Annotated in this window: 17 protein-coding genes and 1 tRNA gene; 10 read left to right on the forward strand and 8 right to left on the reverse strand. The window is 51.0% G+C overall.

Annotation, left to right across the window (positions count from 1 at the left end):
• The first annotated feature begins 194 nt into the window (after positions 1-194).
• From DQM29_RS16405 to DQM29_RS16425, 5 genes are all read left to right on the forward strand, one after another.
• Positions 195-1,163 (forward strand): 2-keto-3-deoxygluconate permease, encoded by a 969-nt coding sequence (locus tag DQM29_RS16405; RefSeq protein ID WP_172622646.1) that lies wholly within the window; start codon positions 195-197, stop codon positions 1,161-1,163.
• Between the two features lie 71 nt (positions 1,164-1,234).
• Positions 1,235-2,476, forward strand: a complete 1,242-nt coding sequence (locus DQM29_RS16410; RefSeq protein WP_111741668.1) for a four-carbon acid sugar kinase family protein — start codon at positions 1,235-1,237, stop codon at positions 2,474-2,476.
• A gap of 57 nt (positions 2,477-2,533) precedes the next feature.
• Positions 2,534-3,547: a 4-hydroxythreonine-4-phosphate dehydrogenase PdxA gene (gene pdxA / locus DQM29_RS16415; RefSeq protein WP_111741669.1), complete on the forward strand. Its 1,014-nt coding sequence runs from the start codon at positions 2,534-2,536 to the stop codon at positions 3,545-3,547.
• Positions 3,548-3,645: 98 nt separating this feature from the next.
• A complete protein-coding gene (locus tag DQM29_RS16420; protein WP_111741670.1) occupies positions 3,646-4,401 on the forward strand; it encodes a DeoR/GlpR family DNA-binding transcription regulator in 756 nt (251 codons plus the stop codon).
• A gap of 156 nt (positions 4,402-4,557) precedes the next feature.
• On the forward strand, positions 4,558-5,016 hold the full coding sequence (locus DQM29_RS16425; RefSeq protein ID WP_111741671.1) for a helix-turn-helix domain-containing protein: 459 nt from the start codon (positions 4,558-4,560) through the stop codon (positions 5,014-5,016).
• 69 nt (positions 5,017-5,085) lie between these two features.
• Here DQM29_RS16425 and dcuC read toward each other — a convergent pair whose 3' ends face one another.
• Positions 5,086-6,456, reverse strand: a complete 1,371-nt coding sequence (gene dcuC, locus DQM29_RS16430) for a C4-dicarboxylate transporter DcuC (protein WP_111741672.1) — start codon at positions 6,454-6,456, stop codon at positions 5,086-5,088.
• 290 nt (positions 6,457-6,746) lie between these two features.
• Here dcuC and DQM29_RS16435 point away from each other — a divergent pair, with 290 nt between their 5' ends.
• Positions 6,747-7,634, forward strand: a complete 888-nt coding sequence (locus DQM29_RS16435) for a MurR/RpiR family transcriptional regulator (RefSeq protein ID WP_111741673.1) — start codon at positions 6,747-6,749, stop codon at positions 7,632-7,634.
• 63 nt (positions 7,635-7,697) lie between these two features.
• On the opposite strand, the gene DQM29_RS16440 is transcribed toward DQM29_RS16435, so the two are convergent.
• Together DQM29_RS16440 and argG are read right to left on the reverse strand one after the other, a co-directional pair.
• Complete coding sequence (locus tag DQM29_RS16440; RefSeq protein ID WP_111741674.1) at positions 7,698-9,068, reverse strand: class-II fumarase/aspartase family protein; 1,371 nt, start codon at positions 9,066-9,068, stop codon at positions 7,698-7,700.
• A 618-nt stretch (positions 9,069-9,686) separates the two neighbouring features.
• On the reverse strand, positions 9,687-11,030 hold the full coding sequence (argG, locus tag DQM29_RS16445; protein WP_111741675.1) for an argininosuccinate synthase: 1,344 nt from the start codon (positions 11,028-11,030) through the stop codon (positions 9,687-9,689).
• A 594-nt stretch (positions 11,031-11,624) separates the two neighbouring features.
• Between argG and DQM29_RS16450 the strand changes: the two genes are divergently transcribed.
• Both DQM29_RS16450 and DQM29_RS16455 read left to right on the forward strand, forming a co-directional pair.
• Positions 11,625-13,067 carry an S-type pyocin domain-containing protein gene (locus tag DQM29_RS16450; RefSeq protein ID WP_111741676.1) on the forward strand — a complete coding sequence of 481 codons (1,443 nt, stop codon included), beginning with the start codon at positions 11,625-11,627 and terminating at the stop codon, positions 13,065-13,067.
• Positions 13,064-13,531, forward strand: coding sequence for a DUF6392 family protein (locus tag DQM29_RS16455; protein ID WP_111741677.1), 468 nt, complete (start codon positions 13,064-13,066; stop codon positions 13,529-13,531). Before DQM29_RS16450 ends, DQM29_RS16455 begins: the two co-directional genes overlap by 4 nt.
• 307 nt (positions 13,532-13,838) lie before the next feature.
• Here DQM29_RS16455 and DQM29_RS16460 read toward each other — a convergent pair whose 3' ends face one another.
• The gene (locus DQM29_RS16460) at positions 13,839-14,123 is read right to left on the reverse strand and encodes a SymE family type I addiction module toxin (protein ID WP_111741678.1); all 285 of its coding nucleotides are present in this window, start codon (positions 14,121-14,123) and stop codon (positions 13,839-13,841) included.
• A 131-nt stretch (positions 14,124-14,254) separates the two neighbouring features.
• Between DQM29_RS16460 and DQM29_RS16465 the strand changes: the two genes are divergently transcribed.
• Complete coding sequence (locus tag DQM29_RS16465) at positions 14,255-14,446, forward strand: toxin-antitoxin system HicB family antitoxin (RefSeq protein ID WP_111741679.1); 192 nt, start codon at positions 14,255-14,257, stop codon at positions 14,444-14,446.
• Positions 14,447-14,498: 52 nt separating this feature from the next.
• A complete protein-coding gene (locus DQM29_RS16470) occupies positions 14,499-15,584 on the forward strand; it encodes a hypothetical protein (RefSeq protein ID WP_111741680.1) in 1,086 nt (361 codons plus the stop codon).
• 111 nt (positions 15,585-15,695) lie between these two features.
• Here the strand turns inward: DQM29_RS16470 and DQM29_RS18245 are convergent.
• The 4 genes from DQM29_RS18245 to xylR all read right to left on the reverse strand — a co-directional run bounded on the left by DQM29_RS18245 (position 15,696) and on the right by xylR (position 19,170).
• Positions 15,696-15,790: transfer RNA gene (locus DQM29_RS18245), tRNA-Sec, on the reverse strand.
• A gap of 370 nt (positions 15,791-16,160) precedes the next feature.
• The gene (locus DQM29_RS16475) at positions 16,161-16,349 is read right to left on the reverse strand and encodes a hypothetical protein (RefSeq protein WP_111741681.1); all 189 of its coding nucleotides are present in this window, start codon (positions 16,347-16,349) and stop codon (positions 16,161-16,163) included.
• Between the two features lies 1 nt (position 16,350).
• A complete protein-coding gene (locus DQM29_RS16480; RefSeq protein ID WP_111741682.1) occupies positions 16,351-17,859 on the reverse strand; it encodes an anti-phage dCTP deaminase in 1,509 nt (502 codons plus the stop codon).
• Positions 17,860-17,988: 129 nt separating this feature from the next.
• Positions 17,989-19,170: a D-xylose utilization transcriptional activator XylR gene (gene xylR / locus DQM29_RS16485; protein ID WP_111741683.1), complete on the reverse strand. Its 1,182-nt coding sequence runs from the start codon at positions 19,168-19,170 to the stop codon at positions 17,989-17,991.
• Between the last annotated feature and the right edge of the window lie 195 nt (positions 19,171-19,365).

Genomic DNA, 19,365 nt, shown 5'->3' on the forward strand with positions numbered 1-19,365 from the left:
AGAGAAAGATTAATGTCTCAAAAAATCGTAAAATTGAGGACTTTTTTAAGAAACGGTTTTTATCAATTTTTTTGCGCAGATCACGCATTTGAATAAATTATTTGCGCATTTCATTTAAAAAAACTAGAGTCAAACTGCTAGAACGCATTCAATGCGCTCAAATCACGCAACTCAAGGAGATATAAATGGCCCAAATCCGCATTAAACGCGCCATAGAAGCCGTACCGGGAGGCATGATGGTCGTCCCGCTTTTCGCCGGAGCGTTCATTTCAACTTTCTTTCCCCAAACGGCAACCTATTTCGGTTCCTTTACGGGCGCACTGTTCAACGGCGCGCTAAGCATTCTCGCCGTCTTTTATGTCTGTATGGGCGCCAGCATCGACGTGAAGGCGACGCCCTATATCCTGAAAAAAGGCGGTACGCTGTTCGGCATTAAAGTCGGTACCGCTGCCGTTATCGGCATCGTGATGGGCCAGTTCCTCGGTGAATCCCCCATCGACAGCGGCCTGTTCTACGGCCTGTCAACGCTGGCGGTGGTCGCTGCTCTTAACGATACCAACGGCGGCCTCTATATGGCGCTGATGGGTCAGTACGGCAAACCTCGCGACGTCGGCGCCTACTCGCTGATGTGCCTGGAGTCCGGTCCGTTCTTGACCATGGTGACTCTCGGCATCGCTGGCCTCTCCGCCTTCCCGTGGCAAACCATGGTGGGTGCGATCCTGCCTCTCGTTATCGGTATGATCATCGGTAACCTTGACCATGAAATGCGCAACTTCCTGAAAGTGGCCAGCCCGGTCATGATCCCGTTCTTCGCGCTGTCTCTGGGCTTCGGTCTGGATCTGACCAAAATCTGGCAGGCGGGTCTGATGGGTATTCTGCTGGGCGTTGGCGTTGTTGTTGTCACCGGCTTCACGCTGTTTATTGGCGATCGCCTGACGGGCGGCACGGGGGTAGCAGGGCTCGCCGCGGCATCGACGGCGGGTAACGCAGCGGCCGTACCGGCCATTGTCGCTGCGTCAAACCCGGCCTATGCGGAAGCCGCCAAGCACGCAACGGCGCTGGTAGCCGCCTGCGTGGTGGTAACGGCTATCCTGACTCCGCTGGTCACAGCCTGGGGCGCTAAGAAGTTCGGCGCGCCGAAAGACCTGCCGGATACGGAATAAGGCCGTCACGCCGATCGAAAAAGCACAATAAAAAAAGATATCGACACAAGCGCGTATTGAGGAGAAACGCTATGCAATCCAACTGGTTCATCGCCGCCGACGACCTGACCGGCGCAGCCGACTGCGCTATCGCCTTCACTAAGGCGGGAACGCCTGCCGCAGTGATCTGGGGAGACGGCACCTCGAGCGCGCCCGTCGTATCAGCAAATATCGAAAGCAGGGCCATGACAGCGGCGCAGGCCGCTGTCGCCCACCGAGAAGCTCTTGAGCGTTTCTGGTCACCCAGTACGCGACTGTACAAAAAGGTCGATTCGACCCTGCGCGGACAGCCAGCCGCCGAGCTGGCGGAAACCGTCGCGTTTCTGAAAGAAAAAGGCGCTGGCGCTTTTGTTATTGTCACCCCAGCCTTCCCCGGCACCGGACGCACCACTGAAGGCGGTGCCGTTCTGGTTCAAGGACAGCCGCTGGAATCAACACCGCTGTGGGCACGGGATCACACCTATGAGAGCGCCCACATCCCGACAATTTTAACCGAGGCGGGCCTGCCCGCTGACGCAATTTCTCTCGCCAATGTGCGCCAGGGCGCACAGGCGCTGGGTCAGCTTATTGACGAAGCCCAACGCAAAGGGCTGGCGGCGCTGGTATGCGACGCCGCCACTGAAGACGATCTCGATATTATCGCTGCGGCAACGCTGCCGCGCGCAGAAAGCCTGTTTTGGGTAGGATCAGGCGGCCTCGCCGCTTCTCTCGCTCAGCAGGAAAACAGGGCCACGCATAGCCCTTCTCTAAACTTGCCGTCAAAACGAGGCGGCGTGCTTATTGCCGTCGGCAGCCTTGCCGAAGCCTCGCGCGCCTCCGCGCAGCAGCTGGTGCTATCCGGCAAAGTGCGCCACGCCCTCATCGGCCCAGACATTATTCTGGCTGATGACAAAACCCGCCTTGATGCTGCGTCAGCCTCTATATTGGCAGACCTCGCCAGCGGGCAGGACGTTCTGGTAGAGGTTGAGCTGACCGAATCCCCCGATCTCACCCTCGGCACGCGCCTGATGGACAGCTTGGCCGCCTCGATGCGCCCGGCGGCTGGCGCGATCGGCGGTCTGATCGCCACCGGCGGAGATACCGCCGTCGCGCTGCTCAACCACTTCGGCGTCAACGGCCTTGAACTGGTTGAAGAGGTGGAAAGCGGCATTCCACTTGGCCTGTCGATTGGGCAGGTTCGCACACCGGTCGTCACCAAAGCCGGCGCGTTTGGCGGAGAAAATACGCTTCCCCGCTGCCTTGAGCGCATTCATGCGCTGTATGAGAGCCGGTAAAAAGCAAGTTTTGGTAAAATATGCCCAGTTTCATATTATTAAGAGGAAATGTTCACTATGCCTAACGCATCAGCAGTTCGCCCCGTTATTGCTATCACCATGGGAGACGCAGCCGGCATTGGCCCCGAAATTATCGTAAAGAGCTTAAGTCACCGCTCTGTTTACGAAACGGCCCGGCCGCTGGTGATTGGCGACGCAAAAAGGCTTCAAAAAGCCGCAGCGCTGCTTAAGTCCGATCTCGTTATCAACGCGCTGAAAACGCCGGAAGGCGCAGCCTACTCTTTTGGCACCATCGACTGCATCGATCTGGACATCATCCCTACCGAGCTGCCGTTTGGCGAAGTCTCCAAAGAGGCCGGTGAAGGCTCCTATCGCTTTATTGAGAAAGCGGTCGAACTGGTTGAGTCCGGTCAGGCGCAGGCTATCTGTACTGCACCGCTCAGCAAAGAAGCCATGTACCTTGCGGGTCACAAGTTCCCCGGCCATACCGAGACGCTGGCCTACCTTACCCATACGCCGGAAGTCTCTATGATGCTGAGCGCGCCGAACCTGCGCGTGGTGCACGTCACCACTCACATCGGCCTGATTGACGCCATCGCCAAGATCGAACCCGGTCTGGTTGAGCGCACCATCGGGCGCGCCCACGAGACGCTAATCCGCGCCGGTATCGAAAACCCGCGCATCGGCGTCTGCGCCATTAACCCGCACGCGGGCGAAAACGGCCTGTTCGGCTACGGCGAAGAAGAGAGCAAAATCATCCCTGCTATCACTGCCTGTCAGGCCAAAGGCTGGAGCGTTGAGGGACCTCTGCCTGCGGATACGCTGTTCTTTAGAGCCACCCGCGGCGACTTCGACGTGGTAATCGCCATGTACCACGACCAGGGCCACGGCCCGATCAAGGTGATGGGCATTGCCGACGGCGTTAACATCACTATCGGCCTGCCGGTGATCCGCACCTCTGTCGACCACGGCACCGCCTTCGACATCGCGGGTAAGGGTATTGCCGACGAGGCCAGCCTGATCGAAGCGCTTCGTCAGGCGGTGATGCTCGCGCCGAAGGCCGACGCCTAGTCGATCTGGGGAAACTCAAATTCTCCCTTTGTCACAGACAATTGGACTCTTTTCTGCCAAAATAGAGCCCAATTCAGCAAAGGGAGGTTTGGGCTACCATGCGCCATAGCAGAGAACGTCGAGAACAAATTCTGATTGCGCTCGCAGAGGGCGAAGCCGACGTCGACGTGCTGGCACAGCGCTTCGGCGTCTCCCCTTCTACCGTGCGGCGCGACCTGCAGCGCCTCTCCAAAGAAAAGGCGGTGATGCGCACCTACGGTGGCGCCATTCTCGCCCCCAGCGCGGTTGAAGAAACGCTGGCCGAGCGCGAAGTGCGCAACATCGAGGCCAAGCAGGCCATTGCCCGCGCCGCCGCCGCCTATATTCAAGACGGGGAGACCTTAATCCTCGACGGCGGCTCAACGGTCACCGCCCTCGCCCAGCTGCTGCGGGAACGCACCCTTCGCGTTATTACCAACAATATGAAAGTTGCCTGGATGCTGACAGACGCGCCGGGAATTTCCCTGATTCTGCTCGGCGGCACCATTCGCCCCATCAGCATGACCAGCTACGGCCCGCTGGCGGAAGAGGCCATGCGCACCCTCACCGCCGCTCGCCTGTTCACCAGCGCCGACGGCGTAGTGGCCGAGCGGGGGCTATGTGAAGCCACGCTCGAACAGGCTTCCCTCAAGCGCCTGATGATGCGCCAGGCGGCAGAGACCTTCATTCTGGCGGACAGCACCAAGCTCGGCGCCGCCTCCCAGTCCGCTTGGGCGTCGTTTCCGGAGCGCTGGCAGCTGATTACCGACAGGCATGCGCCTGTTGAAGCCATCGCGCCGTTTATCGACGCGGGGGGAAAAGTGACGCAGGCGTAGAAAATACGCGCTGTTCCACTTTTCTCTTTTTAGCGCCTTCCGGCTCGCTATCGTTCGAGGCGATCCTACCTCTCCTGCTTTTCGTTTATTTCGAATATTGTAATTTTCGTTTATTTCGATTATTCTCTTGAAAACGACAAAGGGAGGATAATCACCATGACGACAGCGTTAACCCATCTTAGCCTTCCCGCCCCCCATGAAGTTGAGTTAGCCCAGCGGGGAAAACGGGAACTTATCGCGCATCTTTCCACGAAATTGGACACCCAGCGCATTTCAATTCTGGATGCGGATAGCAAAACTCACACTATCGAGTTGCCGACCAGCGCGCTAACGATGTTAATAGACATTCTTGGAGAGCTGGCCGCCGGCAACGCCGTGCAGATCGTGCCGATTCACGCAGAGTTAACGACGCAGGAAGCCGCCAACATGCTCAACGTTTCGCGCCCCCACATGGTGAAACTGCTGGAAGAAGGCCGACTGCCGTTCCACAGGGCCGGGCGGCACCGTAGGGTGCTGTTTTCTGACCTGATGACGTATAAGAAAGCGCGCGAACGTGAAAGCCTCGACGCCATGCAGGCGCTGGCAGAGCAGGCGCAGGATTTAGGGATACAGTAAAAAACGCACCGCCCGGCAAACTTCACGTTCACCGGGCGGCGCGTTGATGGCGTCAGAAAGCCTTTAGCGTCAGAACACCAGAAAGTTCACTACAAACATCGTCACGATACCTCCCAGAGCGGGAATAAGCGTGCGTTTTACGATGGCGAACGGCGAGCATTCACCGGCTTTGCTGACCGCAATGATAATGCCCGCCACCGGCGAAATAGAGCGCCCCATTCCCGCCATCAGCTGCATCGGCAGGATCATACTGACCGCGCTGGCGCCAAACTTGGTCGCAATAGCCGGCGCCATCCCCGCGAAGGAGAAAAAGGCCGCCACGCCAGACCCGGTTAGCACCGCCGTCACGCCTACCAGCAGCGTCATGACAATCGTCATGCTGGTAAAGCCAAATCCGGCGTTTTGGACTGAGACCAGCAGGTAGTCGATAGCGCCGATCTTCTGCATCCCCTGCGCATAGATATCCGCACACACCAGTAAAGAAACAATACTGGTAAACATGCCGCCCATGCCCTTAAAGAACACCTGGACGCCTTTACAGCAGGCGAGGAAGTCGCGCTTCACAATCAGCTCGCAGATAAAGGCCGTCAGCGTGCCGATAATCATGGCGGTCACAACGTCAATCTTAATGCTGTCAATCACCAGCGGGCTGAAGACCAGCACCAGCACAACCGGGAAAATAGGCAGCAGCGCATAGAGCGTCGGCGCGCGATCTTCCTCGGGCGCGCTAACGTCCACGGCGCTTTGCACCACAACAACGTGCCCCTCTTTTTTATCGTAGTACTTCGCCGTAAAGAAAATCAGCACGGAGACCACCAGCATCACCGCCACCGCCACCGGCATCTGGTAGTGGGCAAAGTAGACCGCCGTTTCCATACCCGCGTGCTTAGCCGCCAGGTTGGCGGTTCCGACCGCCGGGCCGAGATCCATAAACGCACACAGGCCGATCATCGCGGCGGCAGCGGCTTTACTCACGCCCAGGCGTACCAGTACAGGGAAGAAGGTCACCAGCAAAAGCATCGCCAGCCCGGCCGCGCTGGAAATCGCCACGTGCAGCAGTTGAGCGCAGATATAGCCCAGCGCCAGGATCAGGTACGGCGCTTTGATAATCTGTAAGGGACGAATACACACGTTAACCATCGCGCTGGAGGCCTTGATGTGATCCATATAGCTGGCAAAGCCGCCCGCCGCCATAATGATCAGGCCAATGCCCGCAATCTGCGTTGACAGCGAATTTTTGGCAAAGGCAAAGATATCCAGCCAGACTGACCCTGTTGTCTTCGCTTTACCGTAGAGAATGCTGTTTTCAGGATAAAAAATCACAGTGATCGTCAGCAGCGCAATCCCCGCCAGCAGTAACACTGTCTGCGGCTGGTAATTTTTGATAATTAGCCAAGCAGCAATAACGGTAATCACTATTGCGATGATAAATGCAGCCATGTGGTGTGTCCTTCTCTTTATTTTTCCGGATGGAAAGATGCGCTTTTAAATTTTTGACGTCGATTTTTACGAAGTAATAGTAGGAGCTGCCAACCACAGCCTGAATGAGAAAGTTTTTTTCTCACAATAAACTGTGCGCAGGATCGCAGTTCATAATGGGTTCGACCCGTGTGTAAAAACGGTCTCGATGCGCCTTTTAAAAAGGGTGAACAAGCTATTTTTTCACGAAACGCTTATTATGAACCGTGCTGGTGAACTGAGCTGGCGTAAATACCGAGGGGCTGCCATCAATGAAACATAGCGTTCCGCTGACGTTAAAAGACTATATTTCACAAACGGCAGCGCTGAATTCGCTGACCGAGTCCGAATATCGGCTGGACGACTATATTCGAAAGCACTTTAGCGAACTGCCCTTTCACGGCATTGTAGACCTCGCCCGCAATGCCGCCGTCAGTAAAGCCACCGTTGGGCGCTTTCTAAACAAGCTCGGTTTTACCGGCTATGCTGCCTTTCGGCGCGCGCTGGAAGACACGCTGGCGCAGCAGAAGCTGGTGCCGCCGTTCGAGCTGGCCTCCCGCGCGCAGGAAAAGCCCACGGCCTCTACCTCAGAGATCGTCGCCGAATTTAATAAAAACGTGTCCACCCTGTTTGAAAGCTTCAAAGACAATATCGATATTGAAAGCCTCGACGAGTTTATTCAGCTGATTTTGGACACTGAGCGGCGCATCTATGTGATCGGCCCTGCGTCTTCCCACGCTATGGCCGAGCATTTCACCACGCTGATTAAATACTTCAGAGATAAGGTGACGCTGCTTTCCATAGACGCCGGCGATTTACCGAAATCCTTACTGAATATCTCAAACCGAGACGTACTGATCGCCTTTTCGTATTATCGGTTTAACCGCGTGGTGATCCGAGTTACCGAGTGGTTTCGCAAAAAAGGCGCCGTCGTCGTGCTCGTGACCAACTCTGAGTCCAATCCTTACGGCAAATTCTGCGACTTGCAGTTTGTTCTGCCGAGCGACGCGCAGTCGGTGTTTAAAAGCCGAATTATCGGCTTCTTCTTCGTTGAGCTGGTGCTGCATCTAGCCTATGAACAGGGTGAAGGCGAAGGGAACTTTGACCAGCTTGAAGAGCTGTTTGTCTTCTTCGAGACGTTTTCGCCGCTGCCAAAATAGGCAAGCTTCAAAAAATTAAGCCCGAGAGATCGTTCTTACGGGGCTTGGTTCTGACCGTTTCCGCTACGCCTTCAGCGTTTTATCAATCGAGTCGAAAAACGCGACGGTTTCATCAATCAGCGCGTCGTTACAGCCGAGGTAGGACGAGGGATCGCAGGCGGCGATAATCTCTTCTTCCGTCAGCGTTTCGCGAATGCGCTCACAGCCAAGCGCCAGCTGCTGTAAGTCCTGCGAGCCGTCTGCGCCTTTCAGCAGTGCCTTCATGATGTGGTAGCCTTCGTCCCGACCGATTTTGTCGGCCAGCGCCATCGATACGGATTCGGACATAATGAAGTTTTTCGACGCGCTAAAGTTGTCTCTCATTCTCTGCCTGTCGACCACCAAATGCTCCACCAGACGGCAGGCGCGGTCGAGGCTGGCGGACAGCGCCAGCGCCGCTTCCGGCAGCACGGTCCAGTTGAGTACGCGCATAGAGGCAGCCCGCACGTCCTGCTGATCGAGCAGGTTGGCAGAGCCGGACGCGTACATCCAGCCCATGCGGGACAGGGTCTGGATCATATTGCTGGCGCGGGGGTTGGTCTTGTGCGGCATAGTGCTGGAGCCGCCGCCGCCCTCGCCTTCTCTGACTTCAGCCACAGAAGCGCGCCCCATGTTTTCCACGTCGTTAGCCATCCGGCACAGCGTGCCGTGCACCAGCGCGAAGAACTGAACCACCTGCACGACGTTGTCCTGACTGGCGTTCATCATGCCGACGGGGGTAGAAAGCCCCAGAGCCTGCATCAGGTTTCTGCGCGTCTCCATGCCGTGCTGCCCGACAGACGACAGGTTGCCCACCGCGCCGCCGAACAGGCCGGTGATAGCGGAGGGATAGAGCGCGTCGAGGCGTTGAATGTGGCGGGCGACTTCTCCCAGATAGCTGCTGACCTGTAGCCCCCAGGTGGTGGCGGACGCATCCATCGAGTTGGTTCTGGCGACCATCACCGTCGCTTTATGCGCCAGCGCCATAGTTCTCAAACTCTCGCCGAGCGCCACCAGCTGGCTGCGCAGCAGGATAAGGGACTGTTTCACCCGCATGGCCAGCGCGGTGTCCAGCAGGTCCTGCGTGGTGCATCCCCAGTGCAGATACCTTTTCACCAGCGGCGTGCCGGCATCGGTGATTTGATCGACCAGCGGCTTAATCGCCATGCCGACTGACCGGGTGTCGGCGGCCAGCCGAGGCCAGTCAATTTCCAGCGCGTTACAGGTGTCGGCGATCTCGTCCGCTGCCTGCATAGGAATAATGTTCAATTCCGCCTGCACGCGGGCAATCGTCGTTTCAAACGACAGCCAGCAGCGGATCAGGTTTTCATCAGACCAGATCTGCTTCATTTCCGGCTGCGTGAACAGGGAAGAATACAGCTCTGAATCGAAGACTGAACTAAGGCTACCGCGCATGAGGGACTCCCGTTTTGGTGAATAAGCGCCGTTAGTTAGGGTATAGACCCATCGCGCCTATTGCTGCATGAATAGTCGAAATTCTCGGCCAATTGCTTTTTAAGAAAAATGAGAATGTGAGTTTCCCATGGGTGGGGGGCGGTTAGTGGGGGGAAATGTGATGGGGTTAACATAAATGAGAGGGTGACTTTTAGGTGGTGGATGAAATACCGGTGGCCTCCATTTAGGCATCTAAAGCCTCATTAAATTGGCTTCCGAGGATATTTCGGCCGAAAGTACAACCCACTTATATCACCGTTGTGCTCGGCCGGGAGGGCGCCTGTATTAGTATTGGAGTGCGGCGGGCCTAGCCTTCCTACGGGCAGTTATGAAGCCCTTCGGGCTTCACCCTAAAGGGCCAGCGCAAGCGCTGTTCAAACCGGCAAAGCCGGTTTGTCGTTGGCTATCGCCAAGTCGACCCCAACGGACAACGCCTTTAGGCGTTGAACAATACGTAGTGTTGGCCCGCAGGGCGAGCGAAGCGAGTAGCGCTCTCCCTCCGTTTGACCCCGTTAACAATTTCAGATAACGACTAATAATTTAAGGCCGCCTGACGGCGGCCTTTGGCATATAGAGGGATTATTCCGCCTTGTTTTCCAGATTCTCGACCTGCGGCAGGCCGATGGCAGAAGATGAGGACAGCAGGCCAACCTGGGTGTAGCCGAACAGCTTGGCGCGCGTATCAGTGATATCCAGATTGCGCATGGTCAGTTGACCGATGCGGTCGTCCGGCGAGAACACCGAGTCGCCCTTTTCCATCGTCAGCCGCTCTGGGCTGTAGGTCAGGTTGTCGGAGACGGTGTTGAGGATTGAGTAGTCGTTGCCGCGGCGCAGCTCCAGCGTGACTTCGCCGGTAATGGCGCTGGCGACCCAGCGCTGTAGGGCGTCGCGCAGCATCAGCGCTTGGGAATCGAACCAGCGTCCTTGATACAGCAGGCGGCCCAGTTGGCGACCGTGCGCGTGGTACTGTTCGATGGTGTCTTCGTTGTGGATGCCGGTCAGCAGGCGCTCGTAGGCGATGTGCAGTAGCGCCATTCCCGGGGCTTCGTAGATGCCGCGGCTTTTCGCTTCGATGATGCGGTTTTCAATCTGGTCGCTCATGCCCAGGCCGTGGCGACCGCCGATGCGGTTGGCTTCCAGCATCATCTCGACGTCGTCGCTAAAGGTTTTGCCGTTCAGCGCTACCGGATGGCCCTGTTCGAAGCGAACGGTGACTTCTTCGGCGGCGATCTTGACGCTTTCATCCCAAAACTTCACGCCCATGATCGGGTTGACGATCTTGACGCTGGAGTTGAGGAACTCCAGATCTTTGGCTTCGTGGGTCGCGCCAAGCATGTTGGAATCGGTGGAGTAGGCCTTCTCGGCGGACATTTTGTAGCCGAAGCCGCAGGCGGTCATAAACTCGGACATCTCCTGACGCCCGCCCAGCTCGTCGATAAAGTCGGTGTCCAGCCACGGCTTGTAGATTTTCAGCTCGGCGTTGGTCAGCAGGCCGTAGCGGTAGAAGCGCTCGATGTCGTTGCCCTTATAGGTGCTGCCGTCGCCCCAGATGTGGACGCCGTCTTCCTTCATGGCGCTGACCAGCATGGTGCCGGTGACCGCACGCCCCAGCGGGGTGGTGTTGAAGTAGGTCAGGCCGCCGGTGGTGTTATGGAACGCGCCGCACTGGATGGCGGCAATGCCTTCCGCCACCAGCTGCTTGCGGCAGTCGATCAGGCGGGCGTTTTCCGCGCCGTATTCCATCGCGCGGCGAGGGATTTCCTCGTAGTCGTCTTCATCCGGCTGGCCCAGATTCGCCGTGTAGGCGTAGGGAACCGCCCCTTTCTTGCGCATCCACAGCAGCGCGGCGCTGGTGTCCAAACCGCCGGAGAAGGCAATACCGATACGTTGACCTACGGGAAGATGCTTGAGAATCGTTGTCATAAGAGAGAACCCTGCTTGATGTCCTGATGGCAAAATTGGTAGTTTTTTTACTTAATCAATAAATGCATTTTTATGCATAAAAAATGATTTTAAATTTAACCGCGTTTTACAACAAAAGGGAAGCGCTTTGTTTAACTTTTTGCTCTGATGGAGAAAGCATGTTTGGGATAGTAGGGCGTTTTTTGTGCGCTATCAAGCGGCTATTTCCCATAGAACAGGGGCGCCATCTGTATTCATATTCTGTCTTATCACTGGCAACAGCAATTTCATATCGACCATTCTCAGCAACCCTGCTTGGATGAAAAGAAAGTCTGGATCCGCAATCTGCTAAAAATTACCTGCTGTAAGCAAAAATGCCCCTCACTATTACTTATCAAATTATAAATAATTTCCAATTGAATTTATTTTATTAAAAATAATATTATTTAATTATGAAATTGTTTCTCATGTGTGAAATATGATGTTAGATACCAAATGACAAGGATGAACTATGGCAACGAAGCGCATAGCCGTTGTTGGTGACAGAACGACGACGGGAGGCACGATTATTACCGGTCAGCCATATTTTATCGGTGATGTAGACCCGTAGCCTGTATGGGAGACAAAGCCACCTGTCCCAAATGTGGTAAGGTCGGTACTATCATTGAAGGTCTACCCTCGTTCATTATTCACGGAAAGCCCGCGGCTCTGGACGGTTACATTATCGCCTGCGGCTGCCCAGCAAAAAGTAACCGTATTATCGCTGCCAACAGCCGACTTTTTGCGGACGATACCCGCGGTAGCTCTAGAGCTTCTTCTTCAGCATCCCATTCTTTTTCGGCTGAAGAACCACAAGCTGACGCTGCATCACCCTCTTCACCAATGGCTAATTCTCTCAATTCTTCTGAAACCATGGGGGTTATTCCCGTCTTTGCCAAATCCTGCCTTAGGGGAAGCGGCTGTACCGATGCGGGAAGCGATACTGAGTCCGTCAGTAATTTTGGCAAGGTGGGATTTTACCAAATCGCCGCAGGCGCCGCCGTCGCGAAGGTAGGAGCCGCTGCAACGGAAAGCTTGGGTACTACCGCATTCCGCACAGTCGGCGGTGCGGCTACGCGTATGATTTCCGGACGATGGATGACACCCAGCCCGTGGACTGTAGGCCTATTTGGCACTTTTTATTCAGAAAAGCTCAACAGCGACGAACAGGATTTTATTGATAACTCGCGGCTAGCAGAAATAGCCACACAGAGGGGAACGGCCACGACCCGACTGCGCTTTCAGTGGGTAACAAACGGCATCACGGGCAAGCCTGAAGTGAAGGGATACCATACTGGCAATGGCTCTATTTCCGATCAGGTACCGGTTCGGTCAATGACTAAGAATCTAGGAACTGGTGGGTATGAATTCTGGGAAGACGGAGCCAAAGGCCCTTCTCTACTCTGGACGCCAGGTAGCCCAGATTTTGAACTGCCAAAGGATACCGGTAATAGCGAGGTTTTTGTCCCGCCGCCAACGATCCTCATCATACCGGAACCGACGGAAACCGGTGGCTACACCGAAACCTTACCGATGCCGGATGAGAAGAATTTCAGGGACTATATTCTGGTTCATCCAGATGGGGCGTTTGAGCCGATATATATTTATCTGAGTAAGCCACCGGTGGAGCTGTTGGAGGTGGATTTGTATGGCAATTTTGATGGACGATCAAGAGAGGGAAAGTACCATGCGGATCATATGCCTTCAAGTGCTGCTGTTGAAGCATATTTAATACGACTCAATCCTGAAACGTCACCAAGGCAAATATCCGAAGCTGTATCAAATGTAGCCTCGATCATCATACCGAAAGAAATCCATCAAAGGATTAGTGAAACATTTGGTGGACGAAATCAGCCATATGTAATAGATAGGGATTCTCGCGATTTACGGGCTGCTCTTGATCGCAATCTTGATGCAATAAAATCAGCACTATTAGAACATGGAATAACAAAACAGCAAATTGAAAGCGCCAGAGCCAAAATGCATAAACTAAATTCAGAACAAGGATTATACAAATGACCGTTAATGTGGAAGCCTTAATACGTAGTCTAGGTAAAAGTTATCATGAAATTATGGAGGCAAGGCTGATACCTTATCAAACGGAGCCGAAAGGATTTTCAGGCTCTCCTAACCTAAGTATAGACATGAAGAAAGAAGGCGTATTTTTATCTTTTAAACGTGAAGGAAGAGTTTTACAAGGAATTGAATTAATAATCATATATGAAAAAGTTAAAAATTGGGTATTTCCTAACGAGCTACCGTCACCATTAAAAACTAATATGTCCCGCTCATGGGTCCATGACACATTCGGCCCCCCTGATGGTAATGTTCCACCAAAAACTATTCTGAAGAAACAGTATGGCTGGACTGACAAATTCACTGTGGAAGGTTTCCATATTCCGATAACAATGCAGATGCACTACGATTTAAACGATCAAGTTGAACGGATTTATTTTTTACCCACTTCAGAGTTACGTTGGTAACGAAGTATGGCGGTTAACGTAGAAGCCCTAATTCGAAATCAGAACAAACAACAAACTGAAATATTGACCCCGATAGCTTTTTTCTCCACTGACAGTTGTTCGGTTTTACCGAACAACTGAATTATCCAACCGGCTCAAGGCGAGGCTTAGCGCCGCTTCGCGATTACCGAACCTGTAAGTAAGGCTTACAGGTTGTATTTTGTTCAGGCTCGCCTTCTTTATAAAGGGATTTAAAAATTAGGAAGGCTTCTCGCATTTATCTGTTTAAACGGGGCTAACGAAGACTGCCTATCAGCCCCGCTTTACGTCAAACCGCGATGGCCGTTTTTACGCTGTTCACTGCGCACTGAACCTGCTCAAGCTTGGCGTGTAATTCTGCTTCGCGATCGGTATCGGCCAGCAGTACCAGACAGCCGTCCGAGACCTTGACGGTAAATCCTTTACCGATGTCGAACCCTATCTCTTTCAGCCAAAGGCCGGAAACCGTCAGCATCGGAACGTCGCCTCGATAGCCTAACGGGCGATATCTTACGTGGTAGCGACGTTCGGTTCGGGAAATGGGGGATTTTGGGGTAGAATGGGGGTTAGCCATGATCAGCTCCGTGATAGTTGATGTGGTTAGACGCTCCGGTTGTGTTGCAGCACGCCGGGGCGTTGTTTCTTTAGGTGACGACGTGATAAAGTAGCCACCTATCGGAATGACTTTATATAATAGGTAGCCACTTGTCAATTATATCCCGAGATAAAAAGCCAAAAGGCGGCGGGCAATCACCACAGTTCAAAATGCGAATAGATCCGGCTTTGCGTGAGCAGTTGGATGCAGCTGCTGCGGAAGAAGGGGTTAGTTTAGCGAATTGGTTTAAGAATTTGGCAAGGGAAGAACTACGTAGAAAAAGAATTGAGCCGAAGGGGTAACTCATCTATTGTCAATTGATGGAAACGGTTAAATAAGCAAAAGGAAATGTTTATGAAAAGAATTGTCTTAGCTCATAAGGAAAAAAATCTCTCAATTTTTAATCTATTAAAATCCTTCATTAAACATATAGCACCAATTAGTATGCTTTTTATATCTATTGGGTTTATTAATCTATGGTTTTATCTGAAAACAATTGAACAATTACCTCTATTGCCATCAGCAATTTCTAGCCCGTCCGCATTATTTTCTATTTTTGCATCCATGAGTATAGTAATTACTGCATGTCTATTTATAATCATACTACCCGCGGTATTTTTCTTTATGCTTTATCTAATAAATAAAAATAATTTACGAGATAAAGAAATAATTATTAATGGGACTATTATTAGTTTTATACTTGTAGTCTTAGGTTCTATAAATGATGGAAATATCATATTAGGGTTAATTACTTTTTTAGCATCATTCTATTTTTGCTATTTTATTTATATTTTTTATCACAATAACATTGTGATATTCCTAAAAATATTATTACAAGGCGCGGTAATAAACATCCCTATATTAATTACCTTACTCACTATAAATTCCAATATAGTTTCATCATACCAAACAATTCCAATCCGATTGTTAATATTACTTATATATGCTATGATTTCATACATTCCCATTTTCACTTTGAATTATATAATAAATCAAAGAAATATATATTCACGTCAGTCAATAAAAGCAATTTCTCTTGGATTATTATTTATATTTTACTTTATCATCGCGGCCACACCGGGTATATTTACTAAATTAAACTATAATATAATAACCTACTCAGGGTTTAACAACAATACAAAGCAATTATATAAGGTATTAAAAGAAAATTATCCGACTGGGTGGATTGAAGAAAATTTTGATAATTCAATACTAGAGAAAAATTTTATTTGGGTTGAAGGCTATGCTATTTTTCAGAACAATGCAATTGCATTAATATGCCCCGAAAAAACATACAAAAATGTTCAAAAATACATTATGGAGAACATTACTAGATTTAATAATTCAAGAAATTCTAATTTATCAGACACAACCAAATGTATTCTAATAGAAAATAAACCAGGTTACAAGGCAGCCATTAAAAACTCATCCAACGAATAATTAATGATCCAATATCAATTAATAAGATAATTTAAAAAATATAATAACTACCCATTTGTCACATATTTCTTTAAAACAACAGAGCAATCTGGAGAAGAAAATATTAACCTTTGGCGGAAAGCCACAGGAGTCGAACCTGCCAAGGACCGCTGGCGGCCCCATCTGGATTTGAAGTCCAGCCGCCCCACCGGGGACGATGACTTTCCGTTGGCTCAGAGGCGCTGGCGCGAAAAAACGCCGTACGGAGAGGGGTAAAGCCCTTTGATTATACCGTTAAACGCTCAAGATGGTAGCCCTACATAGATTTACGCCAGTGCGTAGCGCTCAATAACAATGCTGTAAAATACATTCATTGTACCTACACGCCCGCAGTCGTAGTCACACAACTTGAACCCTTATCACACCCACGCTTAACGTAACTGAATGATTTTCTAAAAAATCATTAGAAAACCTGAGAGGGAAGATAAAGTAAATAATTCGAATTTGAAATCTGGTGGGGACTAAGACAGTAACGATAAGTCATCAATTTTTTAGCAATAAGGTAGAAACCATATCTACCTTATTGTCTGGCAGGATCTATTTTACGCCACTTGGTTGAGCAGCATATCCATAGCAAGGATACCTTAGCCCAACTTTGTGCAGGTTTTGCACAGGCCTTGCTACTGTAGCAGGCGCATTTAATCCACTTTTTTTCCACGCAGGCCATTTTTCAACCATCTCACTAACCTGTTTAAGATAGGCTAAAAATTCTTCTCTATCATTCATTTTACAATTTCTCCGTCAGCTTAGCTACAATACCCGCTGAAAAAGACTCCCTATCAATATAGGATGATGGTAGCATCTGCACTCTTAACTTTCCATTTTTTCTTGACCAATTTAATATATTACCCTCTTTATCTTTTCGCTTAACTTTATAACCTATACCTAATCTGATAGAAAATAGATTAAAAAAGCATCTTGGCCCAACGCCTACAAACGGCTCAAATATTACGCTATTATCTTTATCACTAGCGCCAGGTATAGATATAGAATCGGGATGAAATTCAAACGCTTTACTCTTAGGATATGGCTCTATATAGATAACTCGCCTTATTCCGCTTGCGATTATATGTTTAGCACAGTTATGGCATGGAAATGTCGTGCAATATAAAACACCATCATTAGTACTTATATTACTCCTTGCACATGCTAATATTGCCTCCATTTCAGCATGTACAACCCTTCCATATTCTGTAATATATTTCAGTTTGCTTCCCTTGAGCACTTCCATAACAGATACTTGCTGTTCTTCCGGGATGCCTAATAAAATATCATCAATAATCGCGTTTCTTTCCTTAACATTTGAGTCATGGCCTAACTTATAATCTCTTCCATTATCACGATCCTTAATCCCACTATCCGTATACTCAGGCCAATATAAACCACCGCCAAAGGCCGGAACATCATTAGCGCCTGTAGAAACGATATTCCTATTCTTAGTCAGCACAGCGCCAACTTGGCGAGAAAGATCGGCAGATCGCAATGACGCGGAAAATGCCATAAACATTGCATACTCATCAAACGTGGGCGTTATATAGGGATTTCCGAACATAAGGTCCAGAATTCTCCACAAGTCCTGATTTATCTTATCGACACTTCCCTTATAGTTTATAAAGAAATCTGAAAGCTCATAAGTATCGCGAGTATGCTGCCCCCACTCGTCTTTCTCTTCAGAATCTCGTTCGATTAATTTCTTTGCGTTCTCATATTCTATAAGCTTATTATTAGTGAGATAGTCCAACCTTCTGCTTTCATCAGCATATATACCTATAAGATAAAACCCATTTGTATAAATATCCCTAAGCATTTTCACTTCATCGGGGTGTTTTAATGAATTCACTATATACGCTTTTCTAAATGAGGGTTTCGATACAATCCCTTCTTGAGATTCGTATTTATTTCTTTTTTGATTTATTCTAGCGGCAACAAAACGTGCTAATATCGCATTATCTTCACAGATCCTTCTGATATTATTCCCCTCCGTCATTAGATGACTTATATTTTCATAGACACTATGGCTTTCAGGTATATTTCTAACAACTGAGATTATATCTGACGATATCCTTATTTCTTCTGTAGTATATTGAAATGCCTTTAGTCTATCCTGAATTGCACTCTTTATATTATCCATATCGGTACCCACAGCACCGACTAAACCAATCACCAATTCAGAGTTGCCATCATGAGCATGAATAGCATCTTCAATTCGTTCAAGTATTTTTAGTGGTGGTGGCATTTTCTTCCCTTCTTATCGCTTTCCGCACAACAGCAGTCGATATATTGGAAGAATCAATTTATTACATACAATCTCTAAGATGTTAGTCCCATTTAATACCTTCGCGGCATATCTCACAAATAAATAAACTTAATAAACCAGCTCCCCATACCTATCCCGATACTCCTTCGGCGTAATGCCGTGCGCCTTCTTAAACACCGAGTAGAAATACTGTAGCGACGGGTAGCCGCACATCTGCGAAATCTCGTTAATCGACAGCGTGCTGGCCGCCAGAAACTCGCAGGCGCGGTTGAGCTTTTCCTGATGGATAAGGTTATGGATGGTGCTGCCGGTTTCGTCGCGGCAGCGCTTCTCCAGATTGGAGCGGGAGAGGCCGACTTCGTCCAGCACCTGCTCGACCTTGATGCCCTTGCAGGCGTGGTTGCGGATAAAGTGCATCGCCTGGATCACCGCCGGATCGTGCAGCGAACGGTAGTCCGTCGAGCGGCGCTCCACCACCTTCATCGGCGGCACCAGAACGCGCTGGACGGGAAGTGTGCCCTGCCCGCCCAGCAGGCGATGCAGCAGCTTGGCGGCCTGATAGCCCATCTGCCGCGAGCCCTGCGCCACGGAGGACAGCGCCACGCGGGACAGGTAGCGCGTCAGCTCTTCGTTGTCGATGCCAATCACGCACAGCTTTTCCGGCACTGCGATGCCTAAATGCTCGCACACCTGTAACAGGTGACGAGCGCGGGCGTCGGTCACGGCGATAATGCCGGTGTGGGCCGGCAGGTTTTGCAGCCAGTCGGAAAGGCGATTCTGGGCGTGCTTCCAGTTCTCCGGCGCGGTCTCCATGCCCTGATAGACCGAGCTGCGGTAGTTGCCCTCCGCCGCCAGCTGGCGAAACGCGTGCTCACGCTCCTGCGCCCAGCGGTGAGTGTCATCATGGGGAAGGCCGTAAAAGGCGAAGTGGTTAAGCCCCTTCTCCTTCAGGTGTTCAAACGCCAGCTTGACCAGCGCGTGGTTATCGGTGGCGATATAGTGCGCCTTGGGGTAGTCCTCATCGCGGTGATAGGAGCCGCCAACGCCGACGACGGGAATGTCCGCCCCGCTGAGCGCCTGTTCGATAGCCGGATCGTCAAAGTCCGCTATCACGCCGTCGCCCAGCCACGCCTTGACGCTGTCTATCCGACAGCGGAAGTCTTCATCAATGAAAATATCCCAGTCGCACTGAGATGCCTGCAAATACTCGCCAACGCCCTCAATCACCTGGCGATCGTAGACCTTGTTGGCGTTAAACAGCAGCGTAATGCGAAAGCGTTTTTCAAACATAGGGCGTTAATCCTGACGGACTGTTATAGAGTTACTTGCATAGTACTAAAATGCAATGTTACTTCAATAAGATAGCTCACATTTACCCAAGCACCACAATTAAGGAATGACACAACATAAGTTAACCGACGGGAGAGCGTTCCGTGGGGGTCGACTTGGCGCAAGCGCTGGCCCTTTAGGGTGAAGCCCGAAGGG

Origin of the sequence: Leminorella richardii (assembly GCF_900478135.1) — a bacterium.
Lineage (GTDB): Bacteria > Pseudomonadota > Gammaproteobacteria > Enterobacterales > Enterobacteriaceae > Leminorella > Leminorella richardii.

What these genes read in the sequence shown, in the direction of transcription:
- DQM29_RS16455 (WP_111741677.1), top strand. Translation starts at nt 13,064, where the DNA reads ATGACCGTTAATGTGGAAGCCTTAATACGTAGTCTAGGTAAAAGTTAT.
- DQM29_RS16450 (WP_111741676.1), top strand. Translation starts at nt 11,625, where the DNA reads ATGGGAGACAAAGCCACCTGTCCCAAATGTGGTAAGGTCGGTACTATC.
- DQM29_RS16435 (WP_111741673.1), top strand. Translation starts at nt 6,747, where the DNA reads ATGAAACATAGCGTTCCGCTGACGTTAAAAGACTATATTTCACAAACG.
- xylR (WP_111741683.1), bottom strand. Translation starts at nt 19,170, where the DNA reads ATGTTTGAAAAACGCTTTCGCATTACGCTGCTGTTTAACGCCAACAAG.
- DQM29_RS16460 (WP_111741678.1), bottom strand. Translation starts at nt 14,123, where the DNA reads ATGGCTAACCCCCATTCTACCCCAAAATCCCCCATTTCCCGAACCGAA.
- DQM29_RS16410 (WP_111741668.1), top strand. Translation starts at nt 1,235, where the DNA reads ATGCAATCCAACTGGTTCATCGCCGCCGACGACCTGACCGGCGCAGCC.
- DQM29_RS16470 (WP_111741680.1), top strand. Translation starts at nt 14,499, where the DNA reads ATGAAAAGAATTGTCTTAGCTCATAAGGAAAAAAATCTCTCAATTTTT.
- DQM29_RS16475 (WP_111741681.1), bottom strand. Translation starts at nt 16,349, where the DNA reads ATGAATGATAGAGAAGAATTTTTAGCCTATCTTAAACAGGTTAGTGAG.
- DQM29_RS16480 (WP_111741682.1), bottom strand. Translation starts at nt 17,859, where the DNA reads ATGCCACCACCACTAAAAATACTTGAACGAATTGAAGATGCTATTCAT.
- dcuC (WP_111741672.1), bottom strand. Translation starts at nt 6,456, where the DNA reads ATGGCTGCATTTATCATCGCAATAGTGATTACCGTTATTGCTGCTTGG.
- pdxA (WP_111741669.1), top strand. Translation starts at nt 2,534, where the DNA reads ATGCCTAACGCATCAGCAGTTCGCCCCGTTATTGCTATCACCATGGGA.
- DQM29_RS16420 (WP_111741670.1), top strand. Translation starts at nt 3,646, where the DNA reads ATGCGCCATAGCAGAGAACGTCGAGAACAAATTCTGATTGCGCTCGCA.
- argG (WP_111741675.1), bottom strand. Translation starts at nt 11,030, where the DNA reads ATGACAACGATTCTCAAGCATCTTCCCGTAGGTCAACGTATCGGTATT.
- DQM29_RS16440 (WP_111741674.1), bottom strand. Translation starts at nt 9,068, where the DNA reads ATGCGCGGTAGCCTTAGTTCAGTCTTCGATTCAGAGCTGTATTCTTCC.
- DQM29_RS16425 (WP_111741671.1), top strand. Translation starts at nt 4,558, where the DNA reads ATGACGACAGCGTTAACCCATCTTAGCCTTCCCGCCCCCCATGAAGTT.